This window comes from Aquimarina celericrescens, from assembly GCF_042682765.1.
GTDB lineage: Bacteria > Bacteroidota > Bacteroidia > Flavobacteriales > Flavobacteriaceae > Aquimarina > Aquimarina celericrescens.
The window spans coordinates 109,114-134,325 of record NZ_JBHUHY010000007.1 but is presented as its reverse complement, the minus strand read 5'-3'; the positions used below and the strand labels follow the sequence as shown (position 1 = coordinate 134,325).

The 25,212-nt window shown below is 35.9% G+C and carries 19 protein-coding genes and 5 tRNA genes; 1 reads left to right on the top strand and 23 read right to left on the bottom strand.

What is annotated here, in order from left to right; all coding sequences use genetic code 11:
* Positions 1-9: 9 nt before the first annotated feature.
* Positions 10-966, bottom strand: a complete 957-nt coding sequence (locus ACFSJT_RS09635) for a PorP/SprF family type IX secretion system membrane protein (RefSeq protein WP_378320047.1) — start codon at positions 964-966, stop codon at positions 10-12.
* A 971-nt stretch (positions 967-1,937) separates the two neighbouring features.
* On the opposite strand from ACFSJT_RS09635, the gene ACFSJT_RS09630 reads away from it, so the two are divergent.
* On the top strand, positions 1,938-3,524 hold the full coding sequence (locus ACFSJT_RS09630; RefSeq protein WP_378320046.1) for a peptide chain release factor 3: 1,587 nt from the start codon (positions 1,938-1,940) through the stop codon (positions 3,522-3,524).
* Positions 3,525-3,627: 103 nt separating this feature from the next.
* Here ACFSJT_RS09630 and ACFSJT_RS09625 read toward each other — a convergent pair whose 3' ends face one another.
* The 22 genes from ACFSJT_RS09625 to ACFSJT_RS09520 all read right to left on the bottom strand — a co-directional run bounded on the left by ACFSJT_RS09625 (position 3,628) and on the right by ACFSJT_RS09520 (position 25,208).
* On the bottom strand, positions 3,628-3,942 hold the full coding sequence (locus ACFSJT_RS09625; RefSeq protein WP_378320045.1) for a DUF3467 domain-containing protein: 315 nt from the start codon (positions 3,940-3,942) through the stop codon (positions 3,628-3,630).
* A 68-nt stretch (positions 3,943-4,010) separates the two neighbouring features.
* Positions 4,011-8,312, bottom strand: coding sequence for a DNA-directed RNA polymerase subunit beta' (gene rpoC / locus ACFSJT_RS09620; protein WP_378320044.1), 4,302 nt, complete (start codon positions 8,310-8,312; stop codon positions 4,011-4,013).
* Positions 8,313-8,388: 76 nt separating this feature from the next.
* A complete protein-coding gene (gene rpoB, locus ACFSJT_RS09615) occupies positions 8,389-12,198 on the bottom strand; it encodes a DNA-directed RNA polymerase subunit beta (RefSeq protein WP_378320043.1) in 3,810 nt (1,269 codons plus the stop codon).
* Between the two features lie 132 nt (positions 12,199-12,330).
* Positions 12,331-12,708 carry a 50S ribosomal protein L7/L12 gene (gene rplL, locus ACFSJT_RS09610; RefSeq protein WP_378320042.1) on the bottom strand — a complete coding sequence of 126 codons (378 nt, stop codon included), beginning with the start codon at positions 12,706-12,708 and terminating at the stop codon, positions 12,331-12,333.
* Positions 12,709-12,777: 69 nt separating this feature from the next.
* Positions 12,778-13,299: a 50S ribosomal protein L10 gene (gene rplJ, locus ACFSJT_RS09605; protein WP_378320041.1), complete on the bottom strand. Its 522-nt coding sequence runs from the start codon at positions 13,297-13,299 to the stop codon at positions 12,778-12,780.
* A gap of 15 nt (positions 13,300-13,314) precedes the next feature.
* Positions 13,315-14,010: a 50S ribosomal protein L1 gene (gene rplA / locus ACFSJT_RS09600; protein ID WP_378320040.1), complete on the bottom strand. Its 696-nt coding sequence runs from the start codon at positions 14,008-14,010 to the stop codon at positions 13,315-13,317.
* Between the two features lie 18 nt (positions 14,011-14,028).
* A complete protein-coding gene (gene rplK / locus ACFSJT_RS09595; protein ID WP_103071214.1) occupies positions 14,029-14,466 on the bottom strand; it encodes a 50S ribosomal protein L11 in 438 nt (145 codons plus the stop codon).
* 76 nt (positions 14,467-14,542) lie between these two features.
* On the bottom strand, positions 14,543-15,097 hold the full coding sequence (gene nusG / locus ACFSJT_RS09590) for a transcription termination/antitermination protein NusG (RefSeq protein WP_378320039.1): 555 nt from the start codon (positions 15,095-15,097) through the stop codon (positions 14,543-14,545).
* Positions 15,098-15,107: 10 nt separating this feature from the next.
* Positions 15,108-15,305, bottom strand: a complete 198-nt coding sequence (secE, locus tag ACFSJT_RS09585) for a preprotein translocase subunit SecE (protein WP_378320038.1) — start codon at positions 15,303-15,305, stop codon at positions 15,108-15,110.
* Between the two features lie 234 nt (positions 15,306-15,539).
* Positions 15,540-15,612: transfer RNA gene (locus tag ACFSJT_RS09580), tRNA-Trp, on the bottom strand.
* A 170-nt stretch (positions 15,613-15,782) separates the two neighbouring features.
* Positions 15,783-16,970, bottom strand: coding sequence for an elongation factor Tu (tuf, locus tag ACFSJT_RS09575; protein WP_378320037.1), 1,188 nt, complete (start codon positions 16,968-16,970; stop codon positions 15,783-15,785).
* 58 nt (positions 16,971-17,028) lie between these two features.
* Positions 17,029-17,100: transfer RNA gene (locus ACFSJT_RS09570), tRNA-Thr, on the bottom strand.
* A gap of 471 nt (positions 17,101-17,571) precedes the next feature.
* Positions 17,572-17,644 (bottom strand) — tRNA-Gly (locus ACFSJT_RS09565).
* A gap of 42 nt (positions 17,645-17,686) precedes the next feature.
* Positions 17,687-17,769 (bottom strand) — tRNA-Tyr (locus tag ACFSJT_RS09560).
* A 243-nt stretch (positions 17,770-18,012) separates the two neighbouring features.
* Positions 18,013-18,086 (bottom strand) — tRNA-Thr (locus ACFSJT_RS09555).
* Between the two features lie 101 nt (positions 18,087-18,187).
* Positions 18,188-18,490, bottom strand: a complete 303-nt coding sequence (gene hpf / locus ACFSJT_RS09550; RefSeq protein ID WP_378320036.1) for a ribosome hibernation-promoting factor, HPF/YfiA family — start codon at positions 18,488-18,490, stop codon at positions 18,188-18,190.
* A 66-nt stretch (positions 18,491-18,556) separates the two neighbouring features.
* On the bottom strand, positions 18,557-19,447 hold the full coding sequence (locus tag ACFSJT_RS09545; RefSeq protein WP_378320035.1) for a tyrosine-type recombinase/integrase: 891 nt from the start codon (positions 19,445-19,447) through the stop codon (positions 18,557-18,559).
* A 115-nt stretch (positions 19,448-19,562) separates the two neighbouring features.
* Positions 19,563-19,757, bottom strand: coding sequence for a 30S ribosomal protein S21 (gene rpsU, locus ACFSJT_RS09540; protein WP_025743950.1), 195 nt, complete (start codon positions 19,755-19,757; stop codon positions 19,563-19,565).
* A gap of 75 nt (positions 19,758-19,832) precedes the next feature.
* The gene (locus tag ACFSJT_RS09535; RefSeq protein ID WP_378320034.1) at positions 19,833-21,212 is read right to left on the bottom strand and encodes an alpha-amylase; all 1,380 of its coding nucleotides are present in this window, start codon (positions 21,210-21,212) and stop codon (positions 19,833-19,835) included.
* A 199-nt stretch (positions 21,213-21,411) separates the two neighbouring features.
* Positions 21,412-22,578, bottom strand: a complete 1,167-nt coding sequence (locus tag ACFSJT_RS09530) for an acyl-CoA dehydrogenase family protein (RefSeq protein ID WP_378320033.1) — start codon at positions 22,576-22,578, stop codon at positions 21,412-21,414.
* A gap of 136 nt (positions 22,579-22,714) precedes the next feature.
* Positions 22,715-23,587, bottom strand: a complete 873-nt coding sequence (locus tag ACFSJT_RS09525) for a helix-hairpin-helix domain-containing protein (protein ID WP_378320032.1) — start codon at positions 23,585-23,587, stop codon at positions 22,715-22,717.
* A gap of 13 nt (positions 23,588-23,600) precedes the next feature.
* Entirely contained in the window at positions 23,601-25,208 is a 1,608-nt protein-coding gene (locus ACFSJT_RS09520; protein ID WP_378320031.1) for an alanine/glycine:cation symporter family protein, read from the bottom strand.
* Positions 25,209-25,212: the final 4 nt, after the last annotated feature.

The following is a 25,212-nucleotide window of genomic DNA, read 5'->3' as shown; positions in this document are numbered from 1 at the left end:
GTATTATAATCAAAAGAAGCGTGGCGTAAGCATTCTGTTATATTTCTTGAAAAGTTCGAAACGTAACATTACTTCATAACTACCATCATTAAATTGAGTTTGCCCCAATGCTGTAGTTTCCCGATCATAGGCAAAACCAATCATCATTGAATCGGATATCTGGAAACCTGCCATCCCACTAATTGCAGCACTCCAACGATAGGCTACGCCTAATGTTAGACGATCATACAACAAGAAATTTGCGGATACATCTACTTGCAACGGGGCTCCAAATACAATTTTACTCAAAATAGCAGGTTTAAATTTGACCTCATAACTAAGGTCAAATACATGTCCCGCAATAAGGTAATAATTTATACGCTCCTCTGCCAAAAAACTAATCGCAGAACTGTTACTATCCGTCGTATTTTCATCAAAGTGATCAGTCTCCAACAAGTTTGGTGCACTTAAACCAAGATAAAATCGTTCGGCATGATAATAAACACCAACTCCCACATTGGGGCTAAATTTATTATCAATATTATTTTCGAAAAGGTTATCATTACTATTAAACTGTGTTAAACGCTGAAAGTCGACATTCAACAAATGCCCTCCTGCCTTTAAACCAAAACTTAATTTTCCATAATCTGATGTAGGTATAGTGTATGAAAAATCTATATCAAAATATGTTTCAGCTGTAGGTCCAATCTCGTCATTTACAATAGATACGCCAAGACCTATGCGTTCACTGTCACCAATGGGAGTATTTATTGTTAACGTTTGAGTACGTGGTGCGCCATCAAGACCTACCCATTGGCTGCGGTGAAGTCCCATAATACTCATCACACCACGACTACCAGCATAAGCCGGATTGACGCTAATCGTATTATACATATATTGGGTATATTGGGCATCTTGCTGTGCATTACCACAAATAGAAAGAAAACCAAATGCTGCAAGCATAAATAGAAGTAGGATTTTATTCATTGGTATTTTGTTTGATTTAGGGGTCACAAAATTATTGTATTCATCTAATTCCTTCTTACTCTGTAAGCTTGATGTCCTTTCGTAATACACTTTCTAATTATCATGCCTATAGCCAGGCTGAAATTATTAACTACAGCCATTATTATTTATCTATTTGTTAAACGAAAACCTAGTTCATGAAATGCTTGGTTCTCAAAATCTTTACCTCTCTGTATATTGGTTTTATGCTCAATGAAACCATAATCCATTTTCCTTGCAACATTAATAATCAGATCGTATCCTGGTGAGTTTTGTATAAAGACTGTTCGCGAAGATTCGGGTATACTTGTGAAAATGTTATCCAACAAAAAAAAACGGTTCTTCGAGTATCAGAGATCTGGATATTTTTCTCATATTGACAATGTATTTACAATATTATTTACGAAAACGAATGATATTTGGTTGTTGTAAATCGCATATTAAAACCTAGAAATAGATTAATCTATATAAAAAACATAAAAAAATTACGGTATTCCCACAATTTAATATTACTAAACTAGTAAATTATTTTAACATATTAAACTGAAAATCAAAATATTTACTATTTTTATTCGGTGTAATTCAATTTTAATCGATGAAATACACAAACTCTTTAAGATCTTCGTTAAATAGCTAAAAGAACAATCCTATAATTTCCTTTTAAAATCAACACTACCTTAAGAAGTAACGTACATAATATACCTAGAGTCATTATCTTAAAAAACTAGTCGTTAAAATAACATCTTCATTCTCAATATTTATATCTACTAACAATCAAAAAGTTAACATACATCTTAATATTTTTCTTTATACAGATATACTCTTTTTTTTTAGACAAAAAAATCTACTTATGTTTTGAAGAAAATGTATACACCTGTTTTTTGTTAAATGTAATCATGTCTTTCATTGTGTATATTATGTACTATATTTGCATCTTGATTAGAGTATAACGTATGAAATTTACAGAAGAAATAGGCAGAAGAAGGACATTTGGTATCATTTCTCACCCAGACGCGGGTAAAACGACTTTAACAGAAAAATTATTGTTATTCGGAGGTGCCATACAGGAGGCTGGAGCTGTAAAATCTAATAAAATAAAGAAAGGTGCTACCAGTGATTTTATGGAGATTGAACGCCAACGTGGTATTTCGGTAGCCACGTCTGTTTTAGCCTTTGAGTATAAAGACATAAAAGTTAATATACTTGATACCCCTGGTCACAAAGATTTTGCTGAAGATACGTTCAGAACTTTGACAGCCGTCGATAGCGTAATTGTAGTTATAGATGTTGCAAAGGGTGTTGAGGAACAGACCGAGAAACTTGTATCGGTTTGTAGAATGAGGAATATCCCGATGATTGTATTTATCAATAAATTAGATCGAGAAGGTAAAGACGCCTTTGAATTACTAGATGAAGTGGAACAAAAATTAGGACTAACCGTTACGCCTCTTAGTTTTCCCATAGGAATGGGATATGATTTTAAAGGAATTTATAATATTTGGGAAAAAAATATTAATCTTTTTAGCGGAAATAGTAGAAAGAATATTGAAGAAACGATCGAAATTTTAGATTTATCATCTGAGGATCTTAATAAAACCATTGGAGATGATGCTGCCGAAACGCTTCGTGAAGAGTTAGAGCTAGTAGAAGGCATATATCCCAAGTTTGATAAAAAGGCTTATCAAATAGGTGAATTACAGCCCGTGTTTTTTGGCTCCGCTTTGAATAATTTTGGTGTAAGGGAATTATTAGATTGCTTTATTACTATTGCTCCCCCACCACGACCCAAGGAAAGTGATGTTCGTCTTGTAAAACCCGAAGAAAAGGATTTTACGGGGTTCGTTTTTAAGATTCATGCCAATATGGATCCTAAGCACAGAGATCGACTAGCGTTTATAAAAATTGTTTCGGGAACCTTTGAAAGAAATGTTCCTTATTTACATACGCGACATAATAAGAAACTTAAATTTTCTAGTCCTAATGCCTTTTTTGCCGAAAAGAAAGAAATCGTAGATATATCTTACCCGGGAGACATTGTAGGCTTGCACGATACTGGTAATTTCAAAATAGGTGACACCCTTACCAAAGGAGAAGTACTTCATTATAAAGGCATACCGAGTTTTTCTCCAGAACACTTCAGATACATTAATAATGCTGATCCTATGAAATCTAAGCAATTAGCTAAGGGTATAGATCAATTAATGGATGAAGGAGTTGCTCAACTATTTACGTTAGAACTCAACGGAAGAAAAGTTATTGGAACCGTAGGAGCTCTTCAATATGAAGTTATTCAATACCGATTAGAACATGAATACGGTGCTAAATGTACTTATGAAAATTTAAATGTACACAAAGCATGTTGGGTAGAACCTGAAGATGAGAATAATGAAGAATTTAAAGATTTTAAGCGGGTAAAAAGTAAGTTTCTTGCCAAAGATAAACGAGGACAATTAGTATTTCTAGCGGATTCTTCATTTAGTTTACAAATGACACAGCAAAAATATCCTTCGATCAAATTTCATTATACTTCTGAATTTTAGTGTATAATTAGAAAGGTATAGTCATAATAGGGCAAAAAAGAGGACTAAAATTGGTTAATTTTAGTCCTCTTTTTAATTCCTCTTAGTACACAAGAAATATACATTAAGCCTCACCTGTTGGTCCAAAATTCATAGGAATCGGCGGTTGCTCATAATCTTTAATTTCTCCATGCGCAGCTTCAAATCTGCTTACATTGTCATTGAGCGCTTTGAGCAATCTTTTAGCGTGTTGCGGAGTCAAAATGATTCTACTTTTCACCTTACTTTTTGGCCTACCTGGCATAATATTAACGAAATCTACTACAAATTCTGAAACCGAATGATTTATAATCGCAAGATTACTATAGATTCCATCTGCAACTGCTTCATCGAGCTCAATATTGATCTGATTTTGCTTTTGATTTTTATTCTCTGCCATCCTTAATTTTTTTGATTTAGCATTGCATATAAAAAAGAAAGCCTGCCTAAAAAGGCAGGCTATTACAATTAATTATAATTTACTTCTTGTCGTTGCTCCATCCTATCTTCAAATTCTTCTTTAGAACCTACAATAATGCTTTCATAATCTCTCATTCCCGTACCTGCTGGAATTCTATGTCCAACAATTACATTTTCTTTAAGACCTTCAAGCGTATCAACCTTACCGCTTACAGCAGCTTCGTTTAATACTTTTGTAGTTTCCTGGAAAGATGCAGCAGAAATAAATGACTTAGTTTGTAACGAAGCTCTTGTAATACCTTGAAGTATTGGAGTCGCTGTTGCCGGAGAAGCATCTCTAGCCGTTACTAAGTTTTTATCATCTCTACGCAAAACAGAATTTTCATCTCTTAGATCACGAGGAGAAACTATCTGTCCTGGTTTTAGATTTTCACTGTCACCAGCATCTTCAACTACTTTCATTCCAAAAATTGCATCATTTTCTTCAATAAAATCTGATTTATGCACTAATTGATTCTCTAAGAAAATAGTATCTCCAGGGTCTTGGATTCTTACTTTACGCATCATCTGTCGTACCACAACTTCAAAATGCTTATCATTAATTTTCACACCTTGTAGTCTATAAACTTCTTGTACCTCGTTAACAAGGTATTGTTGTACTGCAGATGGGCCTTTAATTTTAAGAATATCCTCTGGAGTTATAGAACCATCAGATAATGGCATACCAGCACGCACATAATCATTTTCCTGAACAAGGATCTGATTAGAAAGCTTAACTAAGTATTTTTTAATTTCTCCGATTCTAGACTCAACAATGATCTCACGGTTACCCCGTTTGATTTTACCAAAAGACACCACACCATCAATTTCACTTACTACAGCAGGGTTTGAAGGATTACGAGCTTCAAATAACTCTGTAACTCGCGGCAGACCTCCTGTAATATCACCAGCTTTAGCTGACTTACGAGGAATTTTTACTAAAACTTTACCTACCCCAATCTTATCATTATCATCCACCATTAAGTGTGCTCCTACAGGAAGGTTATAAGAGCGAAGTACTTCGTCTCCTTTACCCATAACTAGAAGCGTAGGTATTTTTTTCTTATCACGTGATTCAGAAATTACTTTCTCCTGGAAACCTGTTTGTTCATCGATCTCCACCTGGTATGTAATTCCCTGCTCAATATTTTCATATTTTACTTTACCAGCAAATTCTGAAATAATAACTCCGTTATAAGGATCCCATTGACAAATAACCTGATCTTCTTTTAATTTATCTCCGTCTTTAATAAATAACTGAGACCCATATGGTATCAAATTAGTACTTAAAACAATTTTGGTTTTAGGATCTATAACTTTAATCTCTGAAGTTCTAGAAATCACAACATCGATTTCATTTCCTTCAGAATCTTCTCCCTTAACTGTTTTAAGTTCTTCTATTTCAGCTTTACCTGCGAACTTAGATCTCAACTGATTTTCTTCAGAAATGTTACCTGCAATACCACCCACGTGGAATGTACGTAGTGTAAGCTGCGTACCTGGTTCTCCAATCGATTGAGCGGCAACTACTCCAACGGCTTCACCACGTTGTACTGTTTTACCAGTAGCAAGGTTACGACCATAACATTTCACACAGATACCTTTTTTCGCCTCACAAGTAAGTGCAGAACGTACTTCTACAGATTCTATGGGAGAATTCTCAATAATTTTGGCCACAACATCGTCAATTTCAACTCCTGCTTCAGCTAATACTTCTTGAGTTAAAGGATTAATTACGTCTTGTAGTGAAGTTCTACCAACAATTCTAGCAGCCAGTCCCTCTATGATTTCTTCATTCTTTTTTAACGGAGAAACTTCGACTCCACGTAATGTACCACAGTCTTCTATGTTAACAATAACATCCTGTGCTACATCAACTAAACGTCGGGTTAGGTATCCAGCATCTGCCGTTTTAAGTGCTGTATCTGCAAGACCTTTACGCGCACCGTGGGTAGAAATAAAGTATTCAAGAATTGAAAGTCCTTCTTTGAAGTTAGAAAGAATTGGATTCTCGATGATCTCACCACCCGCAGAACTTGCTTTTTTAGGCTTAGCCATTAATCCACGCATCCCCGTTAACTGGCGAATCTGTTCTTTAGAACCCCTAGCACCAGAATCAAGCATCATATATACCGAGTTAAATCCTTGCTGGTCTTCTCTAATACGTTTCATTGACAATTCTGTCAATTCTGCATTGGTAGAAGTCCAAATATCAATAACCTGGTTATAACGTTCGTTATTGGTAATAAGACCCATATTATAATTAGCTACGATATTATCAACTTGTGAGTTGGCATCGGCAATCATGGTATGTTTCTCTTTAGGAATAATAATATCACCCAAACTGAATGATAGACCTCCTCTAAATGCAAAATTATAACCTAAAGTCTTGATTTCATCCAAGAATTCTGCAGTTTCAGGAACGCTAGTTACTTTAAGAATTCCACCAATAATATCTCTAAGTGATTTCTTGGTCAATACCTCATTAATATAACCTGCCTGCTCCGGAACTTTTTCATTAAATAGAACTCTACCCGTGGTAGTTTCTATAATCTGGTTTACCAGTTCTCCTTCTTCATTAAAATCTTTTGTACGAACTTTAATATTAGCATTTATATCAAGCCTCTTCTCATTATATGCAATGATAACCTCCTCTGGAGAATAAAAAGTTAAATCTTCACCTTTAATCTCTAATTCTGGAGTAGACCTTCTAGACTTAGTCATATAATATAAACCAAGGACCATATCCTGAGAAGGTACTGTGACAGGAGAACCATTTGCAGGGTTTAGAATATTATGTGATGCAAGCATCAATAACTGTGCTTCTAAAATTGCTTCTGGTCCTAATGGTAAATGTACAGCCATTTGATCTCCATCAAAATCGGCATTAAATGCGGTACAAACCAATGGGTGTAGCTGTATTGCCTTACCTTCAATAAGTTTAGGCTGGAATGCCTGTATACCTAAACGGTGAAGCGTTGGAGCTCGATTAAGCAGTACCGGATGTCCTTTAAGAACATTCTCTAAGATATCCCAAACAACAGGCTCTTTTCTGTCTATAATCTTCTTGGCAGACTTTACTGTTTTTACAATACCACGTTCTATTAGTTTCCTGATAACAAATGGTTTGTATAGCTCTGCTGCCATATTTTTTGGAAGACCACACTCGAATAATTTCAATTCTGGTCCAACTACGATTACCGAACGAGCAGAATAATCAACACGTTTTCCAAGTAAGTTTTGACGGAAACGTCCTTGCTTACCTTTTAAAGAATCAGATAATGATTTTAAGGGTCTGTTCGAATCTGTTTTAACGGCAGACGCTTTACGGGTGTTGTCAAATAAAGAATCAACAGATTCCTGAAGCATACGCTTTTCGTTACGAAGAATTACTTCAGGAGCTTTAATTTCCATCAAACGCTTCAAACGGTTGTTACGTATAATCACACGACGATATAAATCATTCAAATCTGATGTTGCAAAACGACCTCCATCAAGTGGTACTAATGGACGTAATTCTGGTGGAATTACTGGTACTACTTTCAGGATCATCCACTCAGGACGATTTTCTCGATTTTTATTTGCATCACGCAACGACTCAACAACCTGAAGTCTTTTTAATGCTTCTGTCTTACGTTGCTTAGATGTTTCATTGTTTGCTTTATGCCTCAACTCATAAGATAGCGCATCAAGATCGATTCTTCTTAAAATCTCGATCAAACATTCTGCTCCCATTTTAGCGATGAATTTATTTGGATCATTATCATCCAGGTATAAATTCTCTTGGGGAAGACTATCTAAAATGTTTAAATATTCTTCTTCGGTAAGGAAATCCATCTTTTGTACTGGCTCACCTTCTTCATTTTTGGCAATACCAGGCTGAATTACTACGTAACGTTCGTAGTAAATAATCATATCTAATTTCTTAGAAGGAAGTCCTAATAAATATCCTATTTTGTTTGGTAACGATCGGAAATACCAGATATGAGCCACAGGAACCACAAGATTAATGTGACCTACACGATCTCTACGTACTTTCTTTTCGGTTACTTCTACACCACATCGATCACAAACAATACCTTTGTATCGAATTCTCTTATATTTACCACAAGCACATTCAAAGTCCTTAACGGGGCCAAAAATACGCTCACAGAACAAACCATCACGCTCAGGTTTGTGGGTACGATAATTGATAGTTTCAGGCTTAAGTACTTCTCCGTTAGAAACCGCCAAAATTGATTCTGGAGAAGCCAAACCAATAGAGATCTTGTTAAATCTCTTTACTGTATTCTTATCATTATTTCTTGCCATTTTTTTCTAGTATTCAGTATTAAGTATGCAGTATGCAGCTTTTAAGCTGCGCACTGCTTACTGCTAACTATTTTTTTTATTCTTCTAATCTGATATCCAGACCAAGACCTTTCAATTCGTGCATTAGTACGTTAAAAGATTCTGGTAATCCAGGTTCTGGCATCGGCTCGCCCTTAACAATACTTTCGTATGTTTTCGCTCTTCCTATAACATCATCAGATTTTACGGTCAATATCTCACGTAAGGTACTTGATGCTCCATAAGCTTCTAGTGCCCATACCTCCATTTCTCCAAAACGTTGACCTCCAAATTGTGCTTTACCACCAAGTGGCTGCTGAGTAATCAACGAATATGGACCAATAGAACGTGCATGCATCTTATCATCTACCATGTGACCTAACTTAAGCATATAAATCACACCTACAGTAGCTGCCTGATCAAAACGATCTCCTGTACCACCATCATATAGATATGTATGACCAAATCTTGGAATTCCTGCTTCATCGGTCAATTCATTGATTTGATCCAGAGATGCACCATCAAAAATAGGAGTAGCAAATTTTCTACCTAATTTCTGTCCGGCCCATCCTAAAACTGTCTCATAAATCTGACCAATATTCATACGAGAAGGTACCCCAAGAGGATTCAATACGATATCTACTGGTGTTCCGTCTTCTAAGAATGGCATATCTTCTTCTCTTACGATACGCGCAACAATACCTTTGTTACCATGGCGTCCTGCCATTTTATCTCCCACTTTAAGCTTACGTTTCTTAGCAATATAAACTTTAGCAAGCTTTATAATTCCAGAAGGTAACTCGTCTCCGACAGAGATTGTAAATTTCTCTCTTCGAAGATTTCCTTGTAAATCATTTTCTTTGATCTTATAATTATGGATAAGATCTGCTACCATTCTATTCAGATCATCATCTGTAGTCCAGGTACCTTTGGTAAGGTGAGCATAATCATCAACACTATTCAGCATTTTCTGAGTATACTTTTTACCTTTTGGAAGCACTTCTTCTCCAAGATCATTCATAACTCCTTGAGAAGTTTTACCACCAACAATAGCAAATAACTTATCTACTAATTCAGATTTTAATAATTCGAATTTAGTATCGTATGATCTTTCTAAGTTTTCGATATCCTCTTTGTCCTGAGAACGTTTTCTCTTATCCTTAATCGCACGAGCAAATAATTTCTTGTCAATTACTACTCCATGTAATGAAGGTGAAGCTTTTAAAGAAGCATCCTTCACATCACCTGCTTTATCACCAAAGATCGCTCTTAATAATTTCTCTTCAGGAGTTGGGTCACTTTCACCTTTTGGCGTAATCTTACCGATAAGAATATCTCCGGGCTTAATTTCTGCACCCACTCTGATCATCCCATTTTCATCAAGATCTTTTGTAGCCTCTTCAGAAACGTTAGGAATATCGTTGGTTAGCTCTTCGTTACCTAATTTTGTATCTCTAACTTCAAGAGAATATTCATCAATATGAATAGAAGTAAAGATATCATCTCTTACTACTTTTTCAGAAATTACGATCGCATCCTCAAAATTATACCCTTTCCAAGGCATAAAAGCTACTTTCATATTTCTACCAAGAGCCAACTCGCCGTTTTCAGTAGCATATCCCTGACACAAAACCTGGCCTTTTGTAACCTTATCACCAACCCTTACAATAGGTTTCAAGTTAATACTAGTACCCTGGTTTGTTTTGCGGAATTTTATTAAATCATAAGTTTTCGAATCACCATCAAAACTCACCATTCTTTGCTCCTCTGTTCTATCATATTTGATGGTAATTTTTTGTGCATCTACATACTCTACAACTCCAGCTCCTTCTGCGTTGATCAATACTCTTGAATCTGAAGCTACCTGGCGTTCTAATCCAGTACCAACGATCGGTGCATCTACTCGCAACAATGGGACTGCCTGACGCATCATATTAGATCCCATTAAAGCACGGTTTGCATCATCATGCTCTAAGAAAGGAATCAATGATGCCGAAATCGAAGCAATCTGGTTAGGTGCAACATCCGCATAATTTACATTTATTGGTTCAATCACCGGGAAGTCACCCTCCATACGAGCAATTACCTTTTCAGAATCAATGGCTCCATCTTCTTTTAAAGGAATATTAGCCTGAGCAATAAGCTTTTCCTCTTCCTCTTCAGCACTTAAATAGGTGTATCCGCTAAGATCAACTTTCCCATCCTCAACTTTACGATAAGGAGTTTCAAGGAATCCCATAGAATTTACTTTTGCAAATACCGAAAGGGAAGAAATAAGACCAATATTTGGCCCTTCAGGAGTTTCAATCGGACATAAACGACCGTAATGTGTATAGTGTACATCACGTACCTCAAATCCTGCACGCTCACGAGATAAACCACCAGGTCCTAATGCTGATAGTCTTCGTTTATGAGTAATCTCTGCCAATGGATTGGTTTGATCCATAAACTGAGATAGCTGATTTGTACCAAAGAATGAGTTAATTACTGAGGATAAAGTTTTTGCATTGATCAAATCGATCGGCGTAAAAACTTCATTATCCCTAACATTCATTCTTTCACGAATGGTACGAGCCATACGCGCCAAACCAACACCAAACTGCTGTGATAACTGTTCTCCTACCGTTCTAACTCGACGGTTAGAAAGGTGATCGATATCATCTATCTCTGCCTTAGAGTTGATCAATTCAATTAAATACTTAATGATCGTAATGATATCTTCTTTGGTAAGCACCTGCTTATCCATAGCGATATCAAGACCTAATTTTTTATTCATCCTGTAACGACCAACTTCACCAAGATTATAACGTTGATCAGAAAAGAATAACTTATCAATAATACCTCTCGCAGTTTCCTCATCAGGCGGTTCTGCATTACGTAATTGACGATATATATGTTCTACCGCTTCTTTTTCAGAGTTGGTAGGATCTTTTTGCAATGTGTTATGGATAATCGCATAGTCTCCCTTTTGATTATCCTCTTTATGAAGCAATATAGTTTTTGCTCCAGACTCTATAATCTCTTCAAGATGATCTTTATCAAGAATAGTATCACGATCTAAAACGATTTCATTACGCTCGATAGACACCACTTCTCCTGTATCCTCATCCACGAAATCTTCGTGCCACGTATTCAAAACACGGGCAGCTAATTTACGACCCAATACTTTCTTTAATCCTGATTTAGAAACTTTTATTTCTTCTGCAAGATCAAAAATCTCCAAAATATCCTTATCACGCTCAAAACCAATGGCACGAAAAAGTGTCGTAACCGGTAATTTTTTCTTTCTATCGATATACGCGTACATTACACTGTTGATATCGGTAGCAAATTCTATCCATGATCCTTTAAAAGGAATTACTCTGGCAGAATATAATTTAGTTCCATTTGCATGGAAAGATTGTCCAAAGAATACCCCTGGTGAACGATGTAGCTGAGATACAACGACACGTTCTGCCCCATTGATACAAAATGTACCACTAGGAGTCATGTAAGGAATTGTTCCTAAATACACGTCCTGAACAATAGTCTCGAAATCTTCGTGCTCCGGATCTGTACAGAATAGTTTAAGACGTGCTTTTAAAGGCACACTATAGGTAAGACCTCTTTCTATACATTCTTGAAGGTCATATCTAGGAGGGTCAACAAAATAATCTAAAAATTCTAGTACAAATTGATTACGAGTATCCGTAATCGGGAAGTTTTCCATGAAGGTATTATATAAACCTTCGTTTCCTCTTTCTTCAGACTTTGTTTCTAATTGAAAGAAATCCTGAAAGGACTTGATCTGTATATCCAGAAAATCAGGATAATCAGGTCTATTCTTTACGGAAGAGAAATTCAATCTTTCAGTTTGCGTTGCTAACATCAATGGACGGAATTAAATTAAAATTTTAAAAAGGGTTGCATATTTTAATACTTAGTATTTATATACGCAAAATGGTTTAGACCTCAGAGAGTGCTCTCTGGGTCTAAACCTATGTGTTAATCTATGGTAAGCTTACTTAAGCTCAACCTCTGCTCCAGCCTCTTCTAATTGAGCTTTAAGAGCTTCTGCTTCATCTTTAGCTACTCCTTCTTTAATTGCTTTAGGAGCACCATCAACTAGTTCTTTGGCGTCTTTAAGACCAAGACCAGTTAATTCTTTAACAAGTTTTACAACTGCTAATTTAGAACCACCTGCAGCGGTAAGCACTACGTCGAATTCTGATTTTTCTTCAGCAGCTTCACCACCACCAGCAGCACCTCCACCAGCAACAGCTACAGCAGCAGCAGCAGGCTCGATACCATATTCTTCTTTTAATATATCAGCTAACTCATTAACCTCTTTTACTGTTAAGTTAACTAATTGTTCTGCGAAATCTTTTAAATCTGCCATTTTCTATCGTTTTAATAAAATTTTTTAAATAAAATATAATTTGTTAAAAAGTGCGTACACTACTATTAATTATCCTTCTTTTTCGGATAATGTTTTAAGGATACCAGCTATTGTACCTCCACCTGACTTCAACGCTGAAATAACATTCTTAGCAGGTGACTGCAATAATCCAATAATATCTCCGATAACTTCTTCTTTGGACTTAATGTTAGCTAAAGTCTCCAGATTTTCGTCACCAATAAAGATTGCTTCTTCAATAAAGGCTCCTTTTAATAAAGGCTTCTCTGATTTCTTACGAAATTCTTTGATCACCTTTGCAGGTGCATTACCCGCTTCGGAAAACATTAACGAAGTATTACCCTTTAATACATTTGGTAAATCTCCGAAATCCTTATCAGAATTCTCCATTGCTTTCGCAAGAAGTGTATTCTTAATTACTTTTAATGATACATTAGCTTTAAAACAAGCTCTACGTAAATTTGAAGTTGTTCCTGCATCCAAACCTGAAATATCCGCCAAATATATAATAGGATTTTCAGCTAACTGAGCAGTTAAGTCTTCAATTACTAGTGATTTTTCTTCTCTTGTCATAATCGTTTATCTTAATTACCCAGCAAAGTTTTTAGCATCTATTTCAACACCAGGACTCATTGTAGAAGACATATATATTGATTTAATATATACACCTTTTGCAGTCTGGGGCTTTAACTTCACTAATGTTGTTATTAGTTCTTTAGCGTTTCCGGCTATTTTCTCAGCATCAAATGAAGATTTTCCAATTGCTGCATGAACAATACCTGTCTTATCTACTTTGAAATCGATCTTACCAGCCTTCACGTCTGAAACAGCTTTTGCAACATCCATTGTTACCGTACCAGTTTTAGGATTAGGCATTAATCCACGAGGCCCTAACACTCTACCTAGAGGTCCTAATTTCCCCATAACACTTGGCATGGTGATGATTACATCAACATCTGTCCATCCACCTTTGATCTTGTCAAGGTATTCATCTAGACCGACAAAATCCGCTCCAGCTTCTTTGGCTTCAGCCTCTTTATCTGGAGTTACCAATGCTAATACTTTAACATCTTTTCCTGTTCCGTGAGGTAATGTTACCACACCACGTACCATTTGATTTGCTTTACGAGGATCTACGTTCAAACGAACAGCAAGATCTACAGAAGCATCAAAATTCACGCTTGTTATTTCTTTTACCAAAGCAGAAGCTTCATCTAATGAATACGCCTTGTTCTTATCAACCTTAGCGTTTGCTTCTTTTTGCTTTTTAGTTACTTTTGCCATTTTGTAAACTTTTTTGGATTAAAAAGGAGCCTGTCCTTTTACAGTTACACCCATTGAGCGAGCGGTACCGGCAATCATTTTCATTGCAGACTCAACGGTAAACGCATTTAAATCCTGCATTTTATCCTCTGCAATTGCACGAACTTGATCCCAAGTAACACTTGCTACTTTTTTACGATTAGGCTCTCCAGAACCTTTCTTCTGTTTTGCTGCTTCCAGTATTTGAACAGCTGCGGGTGGAGTTTTAATAACAAAATCAAAAGACTTGTCTTTATACACATTGATTACTACCGGTAATACTTTACCAGCTTTATCCTGTGTTCTACCATTGAATTGCTTACAGAATTCCATGATATTTACCCCGGCAGCACCTAAAGCAGGCCCAACTGGTGGAGACGGGTTTGCCGCACCTCCACGTACTTGTAACTTTACAACCTTACTTAACTCTTTAGCCATTTTTCTAATTTTAAATTTAGCATTGTTCTATAAGTGGAAGCAAAAGAACAATCCTGAATATATAATGTAACAATTATTATACTTTTTCTACTTGCATATAGCTTAGCTCTAATGGAGTTTTTCTACCAAAAATTTTAACCATTACCTCTAGCTTACGCTTTTCTTCATTTACTTTCTCAACAGTACCATTAAAACCATTAAACGGCCCGTCAATTACTTTAACGGTTTCACCTACCGTATATGGTATAGCTACATTATCAGTCTTCACAGCCAACTCGTCAACTTTACCAAGCATTCTATTAATTTCAGCTTTTCTTAGAGGGACAGGATCTCCTCCTTTTACCTCTCCAAGAAAACCTATAACACCATTAATAGATTTAATAATATGCGGAATTTCTCCTGAAAGGTTAGCTTCTATCATCACATACCCTGGAAAATATACACGCTCTTTATTAATTTTCTTCCCATTGCGGATCTGAACCACTTTTTCTGTAGGAACCAAAATCTGTGCAACATAATCCTCAAGCCCCATATGAGCAATTTCACGCTCAATATAGTCCTTTACTTTATTCTCCTGACCACTAACAGCCCTAACAACGTACCACTTCTTTGTATTATCCACCTCGGCCATTTTCACAATATTAAGATTTCACTAAAGTAAAATAATACTCTATCATATTACTGAATACAGTATCTACTCCCCAGATAGCTAAAGAAAAAATTACTGAAAAAACTATTACAACAACTGTAAGCCTTTGCGCTTCTGCCCAAGGAGTCCAGGTCACGTGATTTTTCAACTCGTTGTACGATTCTGTTATGTAATTTATAAATCCAGCCATCTTATTTATTTTTAAAACAAAATAAAACCCAGGTTTTACTTTGTCACTAAATTCTTTATTTCAACAATAAATGCTATTAAAAGCTTTTTAATTATTCCTGCACGGGTTGAGAGGCTCCTTTCGACTACGCTCAAGATAAACTTCTCACCTATCAATCCTTTGCTTTGCACGGGTTGAGAGGCTCCTTTCGACTACGCTCAAGATAAACTTCTCACCTATCAATCCTTTGCTTTGCACGGGTTGAGAGGCTCGAACTCCCGACACCTGGTTTTGGAGACCAGTGCTCTACCAACTGAGCTAAACCCGTATAAAAGAAAATAAAATTCCAATAATTTTTACTTCCTTTTTTTTGTAATCTACCTTAATCTATCGAAAGCTCAGTTCTGAGCCCTGCCTGACGGCAGGCAGGTAAACCCGTATACATAAGTCAAGGTATTCGCCTGGGCGAATACCTTACTTATATATAATATAATTGTATTAGTCTAAAATTTCAGTTACCTGACCAGCACCTACTGTTCTACCTCCTTCACGGATAGCAAAACGAAGACCAACATTCATTGCTATTGTCTGAATTAACTCTACAGTGATCGTCAAGTTATCTCCAGGCATTACCATCTCTACTCCATCAGGAAGCGCAATGTTTCCAGTTACATCAGTTGTACGAACGTAGAACTGAGGACGGTAATTATTATGGAATGGAGTGTGACGTCCACCTTCTTCTTTCTTAAGGATATAAACCTCAGCTTTGAATTTTTTATGTGGAGTTACCGATCCAGGCTTAGTGATTACCATTCCACGAGAAATTTGAGATTTTTCAATACCTCTTAACAAGATACCTACGTTATCTCCAGCCTCACCTCTATCTAATATCTTACGGAACATCTCTACCCCTGTGATGGTAGAAGTCAATTTTTCAGCACCCATACCAATGATATCAACAGCATCCCCTGTATTAGCTACACCAGTTTCAATACGACCAGTAGCAACAGTACCACGACCTGTAATTGAGAATACATCCTCGATAGGCATTAAGAAATCTTTTTCTACATCACGTTTTGGTAATTCGATCCACTCGTCTACAGACTTCATTAATTCCAAAACAGTATCTACCCATTTTTGCTCTCCATTAAGAGCTCCAAGAGCAGAACCAGCAATTACAGGACCATTATCCCCGTCATACTCATAAAAAGAAAGAAGATCTCTTACTTCCATTTCAACAAGCTCTAATAATTCCTCATCATCCACCATATCCACTTTATTAAGGAATACAACGATTCTAGGAATACCAACCTGACGACCTAATAAGATGTGCTCACGAGTTTGTGGCATAGGACCATCAGTAGCAGCAACTACCAAGATCGCTCCGTCCATCTGAGCAGCACCAGTAACCATGTTCTTTACATAATCGGCGTGACCTGGACAGTCAACGTGTGCATAATGACGATTTTCTGTTTGGTACTCTACATGAGATGTATTAATAGTAATACCCCTTTCTTTTTCTTCAGGAGCATTATCGATTTGATCGAAATCTCTTGCTTCAGAAAGACCTGCATCTGCTAATACCTTAGTAATCGCAGCAGTTAAAGTCGTTTTACCGTGATCAACGTGTCCAATAGTACCAATATTTAAGTGCGGTTTGGAACGATCAAAAGTTTCCTTTGCCATAATTAATTTATTTAATCTTAGTTATATATTAGTGTTCAATTTATGCTTCTGCACTAAGAGCCAATGACGAGATTTGAACTCGTGACCTCTTCCTTACCAAGGAAACGCTCTACCCCTGAGCTACACCGGCTTTAAAAAGTACGAAGACAAACCAGAGTTCTTTAATTGACTATTAAAAGAAAACCGACCTATCTTTTACCTTATTTTAAAAATCCAATGCTAAAACGCATCAAGATTAGCTTTTTAAGCAGAAGACGAATTCAACCCGACTCTGCTTAGCACAGGGTTACAACCCCGTAATCCTTCGACAAATCAAGAAATATACTCTTAAGGAATACCTCTTAAACACAAAAGAATTTTCTTTGAGCGGGAGACCGAGTTTACCTCGACTCCGCTCGGCACAGGCTTCTCACCCTGCATTCTTCTGCATATTAAGAGCACATTCAAAAGGAATATTTCTTATACACCAAAGAACCTTCTTTGAGCGGGAGACCGGGTTTACCTCGACTCCGCTCGGCACAGGCTTCTCACCCTGCATTCTTCTGCATATTAAGAGCACATTCAAAAGGAATATTTCTTATACACCAAAGAACCTTCTTTGAGCGGGAGACCGGGTTCGAACCGGCGACATTCAGCTTGGAAGGCTGACGCTCTACCAACTGAGCTACTCCCGCATTATATTAACAATTCAAAATTCTGAATTATTAATCAAAAAGTGGGGAGAGCAGGATTCGAACCTGCGAAGGTAAAAACCAACAGATTTACAGTCTGTCCTCGTTGGCCGCTTGAGTATCTCCCCAATAAAAATTCAATATTTCAAAATGAACTTCGTGAATTTTGAGAGCGCAAAAATAGTCATTTATTTTACAATTCAAAATTCTATTAAAAAAGTATCATTTTCTACTACAAAATTACCTTTAACAAAAGCCGATAGAAAGACTCCCTTCGACCATGCTCAGGATAAACTTCTCATCCTCTCAAAATAGATGATTTCATAATATAAAAACACCTACTTTCCTGATACATTTTTCAAAATTTCAAGAGCCGATAGAGGGACTCGAACCCACGACCTGCTGATTACAAATCAGCTGCTCTAGCCAGCTGAGCTATATCGGCTTTTCACCATGTTTTAGAACATAAAAAAGTCCGCTATTTCTAACGGACTGCAAATGTATAATAATTTATTTTTTGCACAAAACTATTTCTCAAAAAAATAGTCAAACATGTGCATTTAATTTTTCTTTCCGTTTTTTCAACTGCCTTTCCAAAGAACTAACACACTCATCCACACCTTCTTCAAATGTTTTATTAATTTTCTTGGTCATAAACTCGTCTCCAGGTACGCTTAATAAAATTTCGGTAATTTTATTTTCTTTACCACTTGTATTCATAACTTTTAAGAATACGTCTGCATGAATAATACGATTAAAATGGTTTTCTAGCTTATCCAATTTTGCTTGAGTAAAATTCACCAATTTTTGATCTACATTAAAATTAACGGATTGCAAGTTCACTTTCATAGGTGTTGGTTTAATTGGTTTGACAAATATTTTAAGCCTAAAAGATCGGTAAGCAAAACCTAACCATTACTTTTTATTCCTTGGGTGAGATTGTTTGTAAACTTTTGTTAGCTGCGCAACACTATGATGGGTATACACCTGGGTAGCCGCCAAACTGGAATGACCAAGTAACTCTTTTACAGCATTCAAATTTGCTCCTTCGTTGAGTAAATGAGTCGCAAAAGAATGTCGTAAAATATGCGGACTCTTCTTCACCTTTGAAGATGCCTCACTAAAATAACTATTTATGATTCGATATACAAGCGTTTCATATATTTTAACTCCTTTTTTAGTGAGCAGCAAAAAAGCCTCATTTTGATTTACTTGTACATCTGACCTTAACTCTAAATACGATTTGAGTGTATTGCATACTGTAGAGAGAAGCGGCAAATATCTTTCTTTATTCCGCTTACCCAATACTTTGATCTGTCCAGCTCCAATATCAATATCAGAAACTCTTAAATTAACTAATTCTGTTCTTCTTATTCCTGTTGCATAAAAAAGTTCTACAATCAATCTGTCTCGAACACTTTCAAAATCTTTTTGATCACTTAAACTGTCGAGCACCTCTTCTACCTCATTGACAGAAAAAGGTATTTGAAGTTTTTTAGGAGCTTTTAAAGCATGATGTTTAGCCAATGGATTACTCGTTATCTCTCCGGTTTTAAGCAAGAATTTATAATATGTTTTAAGAGAAGAAACTTTTCTATTAATCGTTCGATTAGAGATCCCTGTATCAACAAGAAATACGATCCAGGATCGTATTTGCTGATAATTTGCCTTTGACACGCTAGCAACCTCATATTCTTCTTTATAAAACTCTGAAAAGGATTCCAGATCGGATTTGTAAGCAGTAATAGTATGTGTAGAATATTTTTTTTCGAAAAGTAAATAATCTATGAACTTAGAAATATACATAAAGAAACCGTTAGAATAACAAAAGTATAAAACTTTGTTATCCTAACGGTTCAATTTATACTGAAAAACGAAGCCTTTTCTTTTCGAAAAGATACAAACTTACGCTTTTAACTTTTTAAATCTCTTCCTGATCTCTTAAGTGCTGGATATACTGCGCTTTTTGAACTTGAGCTCTACGCTCTACAGAAGGTTTTGTAAATGCTTGACGTTTACGAAGCTGACGCATCGTTCCTGTTCTATCGAATTTACGCTTAAAACGTTTTAACGCTCTATCTATATTTTCTCCGTCTTTAACTGGTATAATTAACATAGTGGTACCTCCTTTCTTTAAAAATTAGAATGCAAAGATAATACAATACTATTATCTGCAAAGTCTTTTTTAATTTTATTTCAAAGACCAGACGGAATATCCTTTTGGTGGCGCTTGAATCTTTACCCATCGACCTCCTTGGGTGATGGGTTCCCAACTTGAGCTTCCGGTAAAATCTTTAATTCTTTGGCTTGACCAATTGGTTTCTACCCATCTCTCTTTCCAGGAGTTAGAATTGTTGATATACACTATTAAACCATTCTTCCCTCCGCCTCCATTTCTTTTGGCAATGTACTCATCATTATCTGTCCAAAGATTTGTTGTGCTACCTCCGGCAAGATTGTTATGTATCCAAATAAGGTTGTTTAATTTATTCTTATCTAACCAATCCTCGTAGTCGCTATAGAATAGGGCGGGATATCCTTCATGAGTTAAAATATAAGCATAAGCCAATATTTTGTTATTGATGATTTCATCGGTATCATGATTAGCTACAAATGTGACAGCTCTTGAGGCATTTCTTTTCCAAAGCATGTCCCCACTAAGTGCATTAAGATTATTACCCATAAAAGCATCTCTCATTTTGTAGTAACAAGCAAAATCAAAAGCAGACATTTGAGCTTCACTGGTCCACCAGTCTAAGGTATTTACATTTCCATCCCAGTACTCTCCAACCGAGAACCCTCCGACATTATTTTTCCATTCTCTTACTACCCAAGGTTCAAATCCTTTGACATAATCAAATCTCCATCCATCAAAGCCCATGGTGTTTTTATAATATTTACCTACAGAATTAGATTTTTTCCATAACCAATCTTGCACATATGATTTATGATGACACATATCTGCAAAACCGCCAAAAACACCCCAATCGTTATTATGATAATCATTTGGATGGAAATCATACTGGGTTCTATCGAACAAACCAGATAATGGATTATAATCTGTATAAGTATCTGAATTAGTAAAAATATTCGATTCTAAGTCACCCCCGCTATTATGATTTATTACAATATCTGCAATTACACTTAGCCTATTGTTATGAGCGGTAGCAATAAGACTCTCTAATTCTGATCTGGAACCAAATCTGGTTTCTGTACTCCCCATTTGGTTATACTCTCCAAAATCATAATAATCAAACGGATCATACCCCATAGAAAATGCGCCATTCTGAGCTTTGCTTACAGGCGGCAGCCAAATTGCATCTACACCTGCATTACTCCAATCATCTACCTTCCCTTTTATAACATTCCACCAGGTACCACCAGCAGGAACATCCCAATAAAATGCCTGCATCATGACGCCCGAACCTATAGGCTTTAGGGCTTTTGATGAGACTGCCCCTTGAATCTCTGCTGGATCTGTCTCTACAGAATCCAAAACTTCATCCTTACTACAGCTAATGAACAAAAACGTTGTAGCGATGAATCCATAAAAAAACTTGTGAATTTTCATAATTAGTTAGTGTTTGTGTTAATTTTCTATCAAATTAAAAATTAAACTTCTACCGAAATCGTTTGAATTATTACGAAAACGATTTCGTGTTAACAAAAGCACAAAAACAACTAATTAATACTAGTAGAAATAATTAAAATAGAAAAGGAAGAAACAAAAATGCTCCTTCCTTGACTTATCTTTCACTAAAAAATACAATTTAAGTAGCTGGTTTGTATTCTTTCTTGTCAATAACCATTTTAGCGATGATTTCTCTCAAAATTTCTGAAGTACCTCCTCCAATAGGACCCAATCTACTATCTCTGAATAATCTAGCCAGTGGATACTCTTCCATATAACCATATCCACCAAGAAGTTGTAGACATTTATATATAACCTCGTCTGCCATTTTTGTCGAAAGCAACTTCGACATGCTTGCCTCTTTAACTACATATTGACCATCATTGAGTCTCTTTGTAATCGAATAGTTAAATTCTTTGCACATTTCTACCTCGCTAGCCATGTCTGCCACAGTATGCCTTAGTGCCTGAAATTTATCAATAGTTCTACCAAAAGCTTCTCTTTCAGACATATATTGTATTACGTAATCTAAAGCAAATTCTGCTCTGGCATGTGCATTTACTCCCATTATTAAACGTTCTAAAGCAAAATGCTGCATGATGTAAGAAAACCCTTTGTTCTCTTCAGCCATAAGATTATGTAAAGGAACTTTTACATTATCAAAAGCTATTTCGCCAGTATCTGAAGCCTTCCAACCTAATTTTTCTAGCTTTGTTGCACTTACTCCTGGGGTATCACGATCGATCACGAAGATACTAATACCTTTATTCCCAAGCTCTGGATTTGTTTTCGCAGCAACTACAAGATAATCGCTATAGACTCCGTTGGTAATAAATGTTTTAGATCCATTGATTACATAATGATCTTCTTTTTTAATGGCAGTTGTTCGCATTCCGGCAACATCAGACCCTCCAAATGGCTCTGTTATCGCAAGACATCCTATTTTTTGACCTGAAATACTTGGAGTTAAATATTCTTCTTTAATTCTATGATCTCCTTCTTTATTAATATGAGTCATAGCAAGGTAAGCATGAGCCCATATAGCGGCGGCGAAACCACCCGAATTGATTTTCTGTAGTTCCTCCAACAGAATTACCGTATAAAATAGATCCAAATCTAAGCCCCCATATTCTTCTGGATAAGCGATTCCAAAGTATCCCATCTCACCAAACTTCTCCCAGATAAATCGATCAATAGTTCCCGATTTTTCCCACTCTTCTATAAAAGGGGTAACTTCTTTTTTAAGAAAATCTTTAAGACTCTGTCTAAATAATTCGTGCTCTTCTGTAAAATACATGCTGTTCATATGGTAACTTCTACTATTTTTAGTTAGCATATTACTGCGTATCATAACAAATACTCTCCAAAATGAATATAAGCCTTAATAATGTTACATCATTATTTAAGGATTTGTCAGAATTCACAGCAATTTTTTCCGATTTTTATTTTAATGTCAAATATAAAGCTATTCTATCTATTTTTTCTAAAGAAAAACCGTTGATTTTTCCTAATTCATCAAAATTAGAGATACTGCCGCTATTTTCTACTAAATCTTTAATTTCAAGTGCTATTTCAAAGTCAAAATAAGGAACCTCTAACAATTCTTTTACAGATGCTTTATTGATATTTACTTTCTTTACTTCTCTAGGAGTTTTAACAGTACATCGAGATAGTATTTTTTTTCTTTGATTTTCATACAGTACCGATATATCTTTAAGTTGAATATCACTTATGAAACCACCTATTTCATTTCTATATTTTATTATTTTTTCTGCAACAAAATCGGGTACATTTAGTTCTTTGCGAAGTAATTCTAAAGTTATTTCATTAAGGTCTTCTTTTTGATCGTATGATTTTACCATATACTTTTTCTTTAAATCTTTCTTAATAACACTTTTATTTTTTACCCATTCGGGGAATTTAAAAAGAGGTGAAATTACTTCTAAAAGAGAATCTGAAACTTTGGTAACCTTTTTAAAATCTGAAACAGAATTAATCCATTTACCCTCATTCCTGAAAGCAATCAATCGATCTAATTCTTCTACAGAAAGCCCTAATTGATACCCTTTATGATCAGAGATAAAATTAGGGTTAAAAAGTTTTAATTTGACCTCCTCTTTTTCAATGGCTGCAATTCTTTTTAAAGAATCTATTTGATTTTGAAATTCTGTAAGCTCCACTAGATTATGTGGAGTCTCCTTGGAATATGGATAAAAAACGAATATTAATATGCTCGATAATAACACCAATACTAAAAGAAAAATCCCATTCCTGAAACGTAAGTGCATTTCAAAATGGGATTTAATAGTGTTCATCACTCGAATAATATTATTTTCTTGACGCCTTTATAGCGATAAAATAGCGTGACAATTGTTTCTTAACTACTGGGAATAAGAAAAACAGACCCACCATATTTGGGAAGACCATTGCAAAAATCATTGCATCAGAAAAAGCCCATATAGAATTCATACTTGCAGCCGCACCAATTATTACGAATGTTAGAAATAAAAACTTATATACTAAATCAGCTGTTTTTCCTCTACCGAATAAAAATTTCCAAGACTGTAATCCATAATATGACCATGAGATCATTGTTGACACTGCAAAAAGAACAACGGCTATGGTAAGAAATATGTCAGAAAAAGGAATATACTCTGCAAAAGCCATTTGAGTAATCCCTGCACCTTCATAGGGCATACCATCAATAAAAACAACTCCTGTTCCATCTCCACCGTATTCAAATGCACCTCCGGAATTGAAGATGATAATTACCAACGCAGTCATTGTACAAATCAATACTGTATCAATAAATGGCTCTAACAATGCTACTAATCCTTCGCTTGCAGAATATTTGGTTTTCACAGCAGAATGCGCAATAGATGCAGAACCAGCACCGGCTTCATTAGAGAATGCTGCTCTCTTGAAACCAACGAGTAAAACACCAATCAATCCTCCTACTCCGATTGCTTTGGGATTAAAGGCCTCGCTCACAATCATGCCTATAGCATCGTCTACAAATGAAAAATTACTAAATATTATGTAAATACAGGCAAGCACATACATTACTGCCATAAATGGAACTACCTTTTCGGTCACCGAAGCGATACGCTTTATCCCTCCTATAATTATTATCCCAACTAGAATTGCCAATATTATTCCGATCCAAAAACCTGCTCCGGTGCTTTGTAATCCAAACATTTCTTTTAAAACAATGGTAGCTTGATTGGACTGCGCTGCATTTCCTCCTCCAAATGATCCCCCGATACAAAAAACTGCAAACAGAACGGCAGTAATTTTACCTACCCAAACAAAGCCTTTTTCTTTTAGCCCTTTACTAAGATAATACATTGGACCACCATATACCGTACCATCTTCACCAACATCTCTATATTGTACACCAAGGGTACATTCTACAAATTTTGTAGACATTCCCAGTAAACCACAAACTATCATCCAAAATGTTGCTCCTGGTCCTCCAAGAGCAATAGCTAATGCAACACCGGCAATATTTCCATTACCAACTGTACCAGAAACTGCCGTTGCCAATGCTTGAAAATGCGATACCTCTCCTTCTTTAGATTCATCTCTAATCGTATCTCTTATATCTCCTTCTACGATACTAACTTCTGCTTTTCCTTCTATCCCATGTCCTTCTACATCATCATATTTTCCCCTAACAACATTAATAGCCTTTCCGAAATATCTAATATTTGGAAAACCAAAATATATTGTAAAAAACAAAGCACTCATAACCAATAGTATAATTACGAAAGGTGCTCCACTAAAAACTTCAAAAAAGATGACATTAGAGAAAAAGTCTGAAACTGGCTTGAAAGCTTCGTCTATTTTTTGGTCGAGACCTTGTTCTGTAGTCTCTTGTGCAAATGTTAATAAAGGAATTGTAAATACTAAAATCGAAAGAAGAATTCTCTTCATAATT

Coding starts and splice junctions, on each gene's coding strand:
- ACFSJT_RS09635 (WP_378320047.1), bottom strand. CDS start 966: ATGAATAAAATCCTACTTCTATTTATGCTTGCAGCATTTGGTTTTCTT.
- rplL (WP_378320042.1), bottom strand. CDS start 12,708: ATGGCAGATTTAAAAGATTTCGCAGAACAATTAGTTAACTTAACAGTA.
- ACFSJT_RS09520 (WP_378320031.1), bottom strand. CDS start 25,208: ATGAAGAGAATTCTTCTTTCGATTTTAGTATTTACAATTCCTTTATTA.
- rplA (WP_378320040.1), bottom strand. CDS start 14,010: ATGGCAAAAGTAACTAAAAAGCAAAAAGAAGCAAACGCTAAGGTTGAT.
- ACFSJT_RS09525 (WP_378320032.1), bottom strand. CDS start 23,587: ATGAACACTATTAAATCCCATTTTGAAATGCACTTACGTTTCAGGAAT.
- rpsU (WP_025743950.1), bottom strand. CDS start 19,757: ATGTTAATTATACCAGTTAAAGACGGAGAAAATATAGATAGAGCGTTA.
- rplJ (WP_378320041.1), bottom strand. CDS start 13,299: ATGACAAGAGAAGAAAAATCACTAGTAATTGAAGACTTAACTGCTCAG.
- ACFSJT_RS09630 (WP_378320046.1), top strand. CDS start 1,938: ATGAAATTTACAGAAGAAATAGGCAGAAGAAGGACATTTGGTATCATT.
- ACFSJT_RS09545 (WP_378320035.1), bottom strand. CDS start 19,447: ATGTATATTTCTAAGTTCATAGATTATTTACTTTTCGAAAAAAAATAT.
- rpoC (WP_378320044.1), bottom strand. CDS start 8,312: ATGGCAAGAAATAATGATAAGAATACAGTAAAGAGATTTAACAAGATC.
- tuf (WP_378320037.1), bottom strand. CDS start 16,970: ATGGCAAAGGAAACTTTTGATCGTTCCAAACCGCACTTAAATATTGGT.
- secE (WP_378320038.1), bottom strand. CDS start 15,305: ATGGCTGGATTTATAAATTACATAACAGAATCGTACAACGAGTTGAAA.
- rpoB (WP_378320043.1), bottom strand. CDS start 12,198: ATGTTAGCAACGCAAACTGAAAGATTGAATTTCTCTTCCGTAAAGAAT.
- hpf (WP_378320036.1), bottom strand. CDS start 18,490: ATGAAAGTGAACTTGCAATCCGTTAATTTTAATGTAGATCAAAAATTG.
- nusG (WP_378320039.1), bottom strand. CDS start 15,097: ATGGCCGAGGTGGATAATACAAAGAAGTGGTACGTTGTTAGGGCTGTT.
- ACFSJT_RS09535 (WP_378320034.1), bottom strand. CDS start 21,212: ATGAAAATTCACAAGTTTTTTTATGGATTCATCGCTACAACGTTTTTG.
- ACFSJT_RS09530 (WP_378320033.1), bottom strand. CDS start 22,578: ATGAACAGCATGTATTTTACAGAAGAGCACGAATTATTTAGACAGAGT.
- rplK (WP_103071214.1), bottom strand. CDS start 14,466: ATGGCTAAAGAGTTAAGTAAGGTTGTAAAGTTACAAGTACGTGGAGGT.
- ACFSJT_RS09625 (WP_378320045.1), bottom strand. CDS start 3,942: ATGGCAGAGAATAAAAATCAAAAGCAAAATCAGATCAATATTGAGCTC.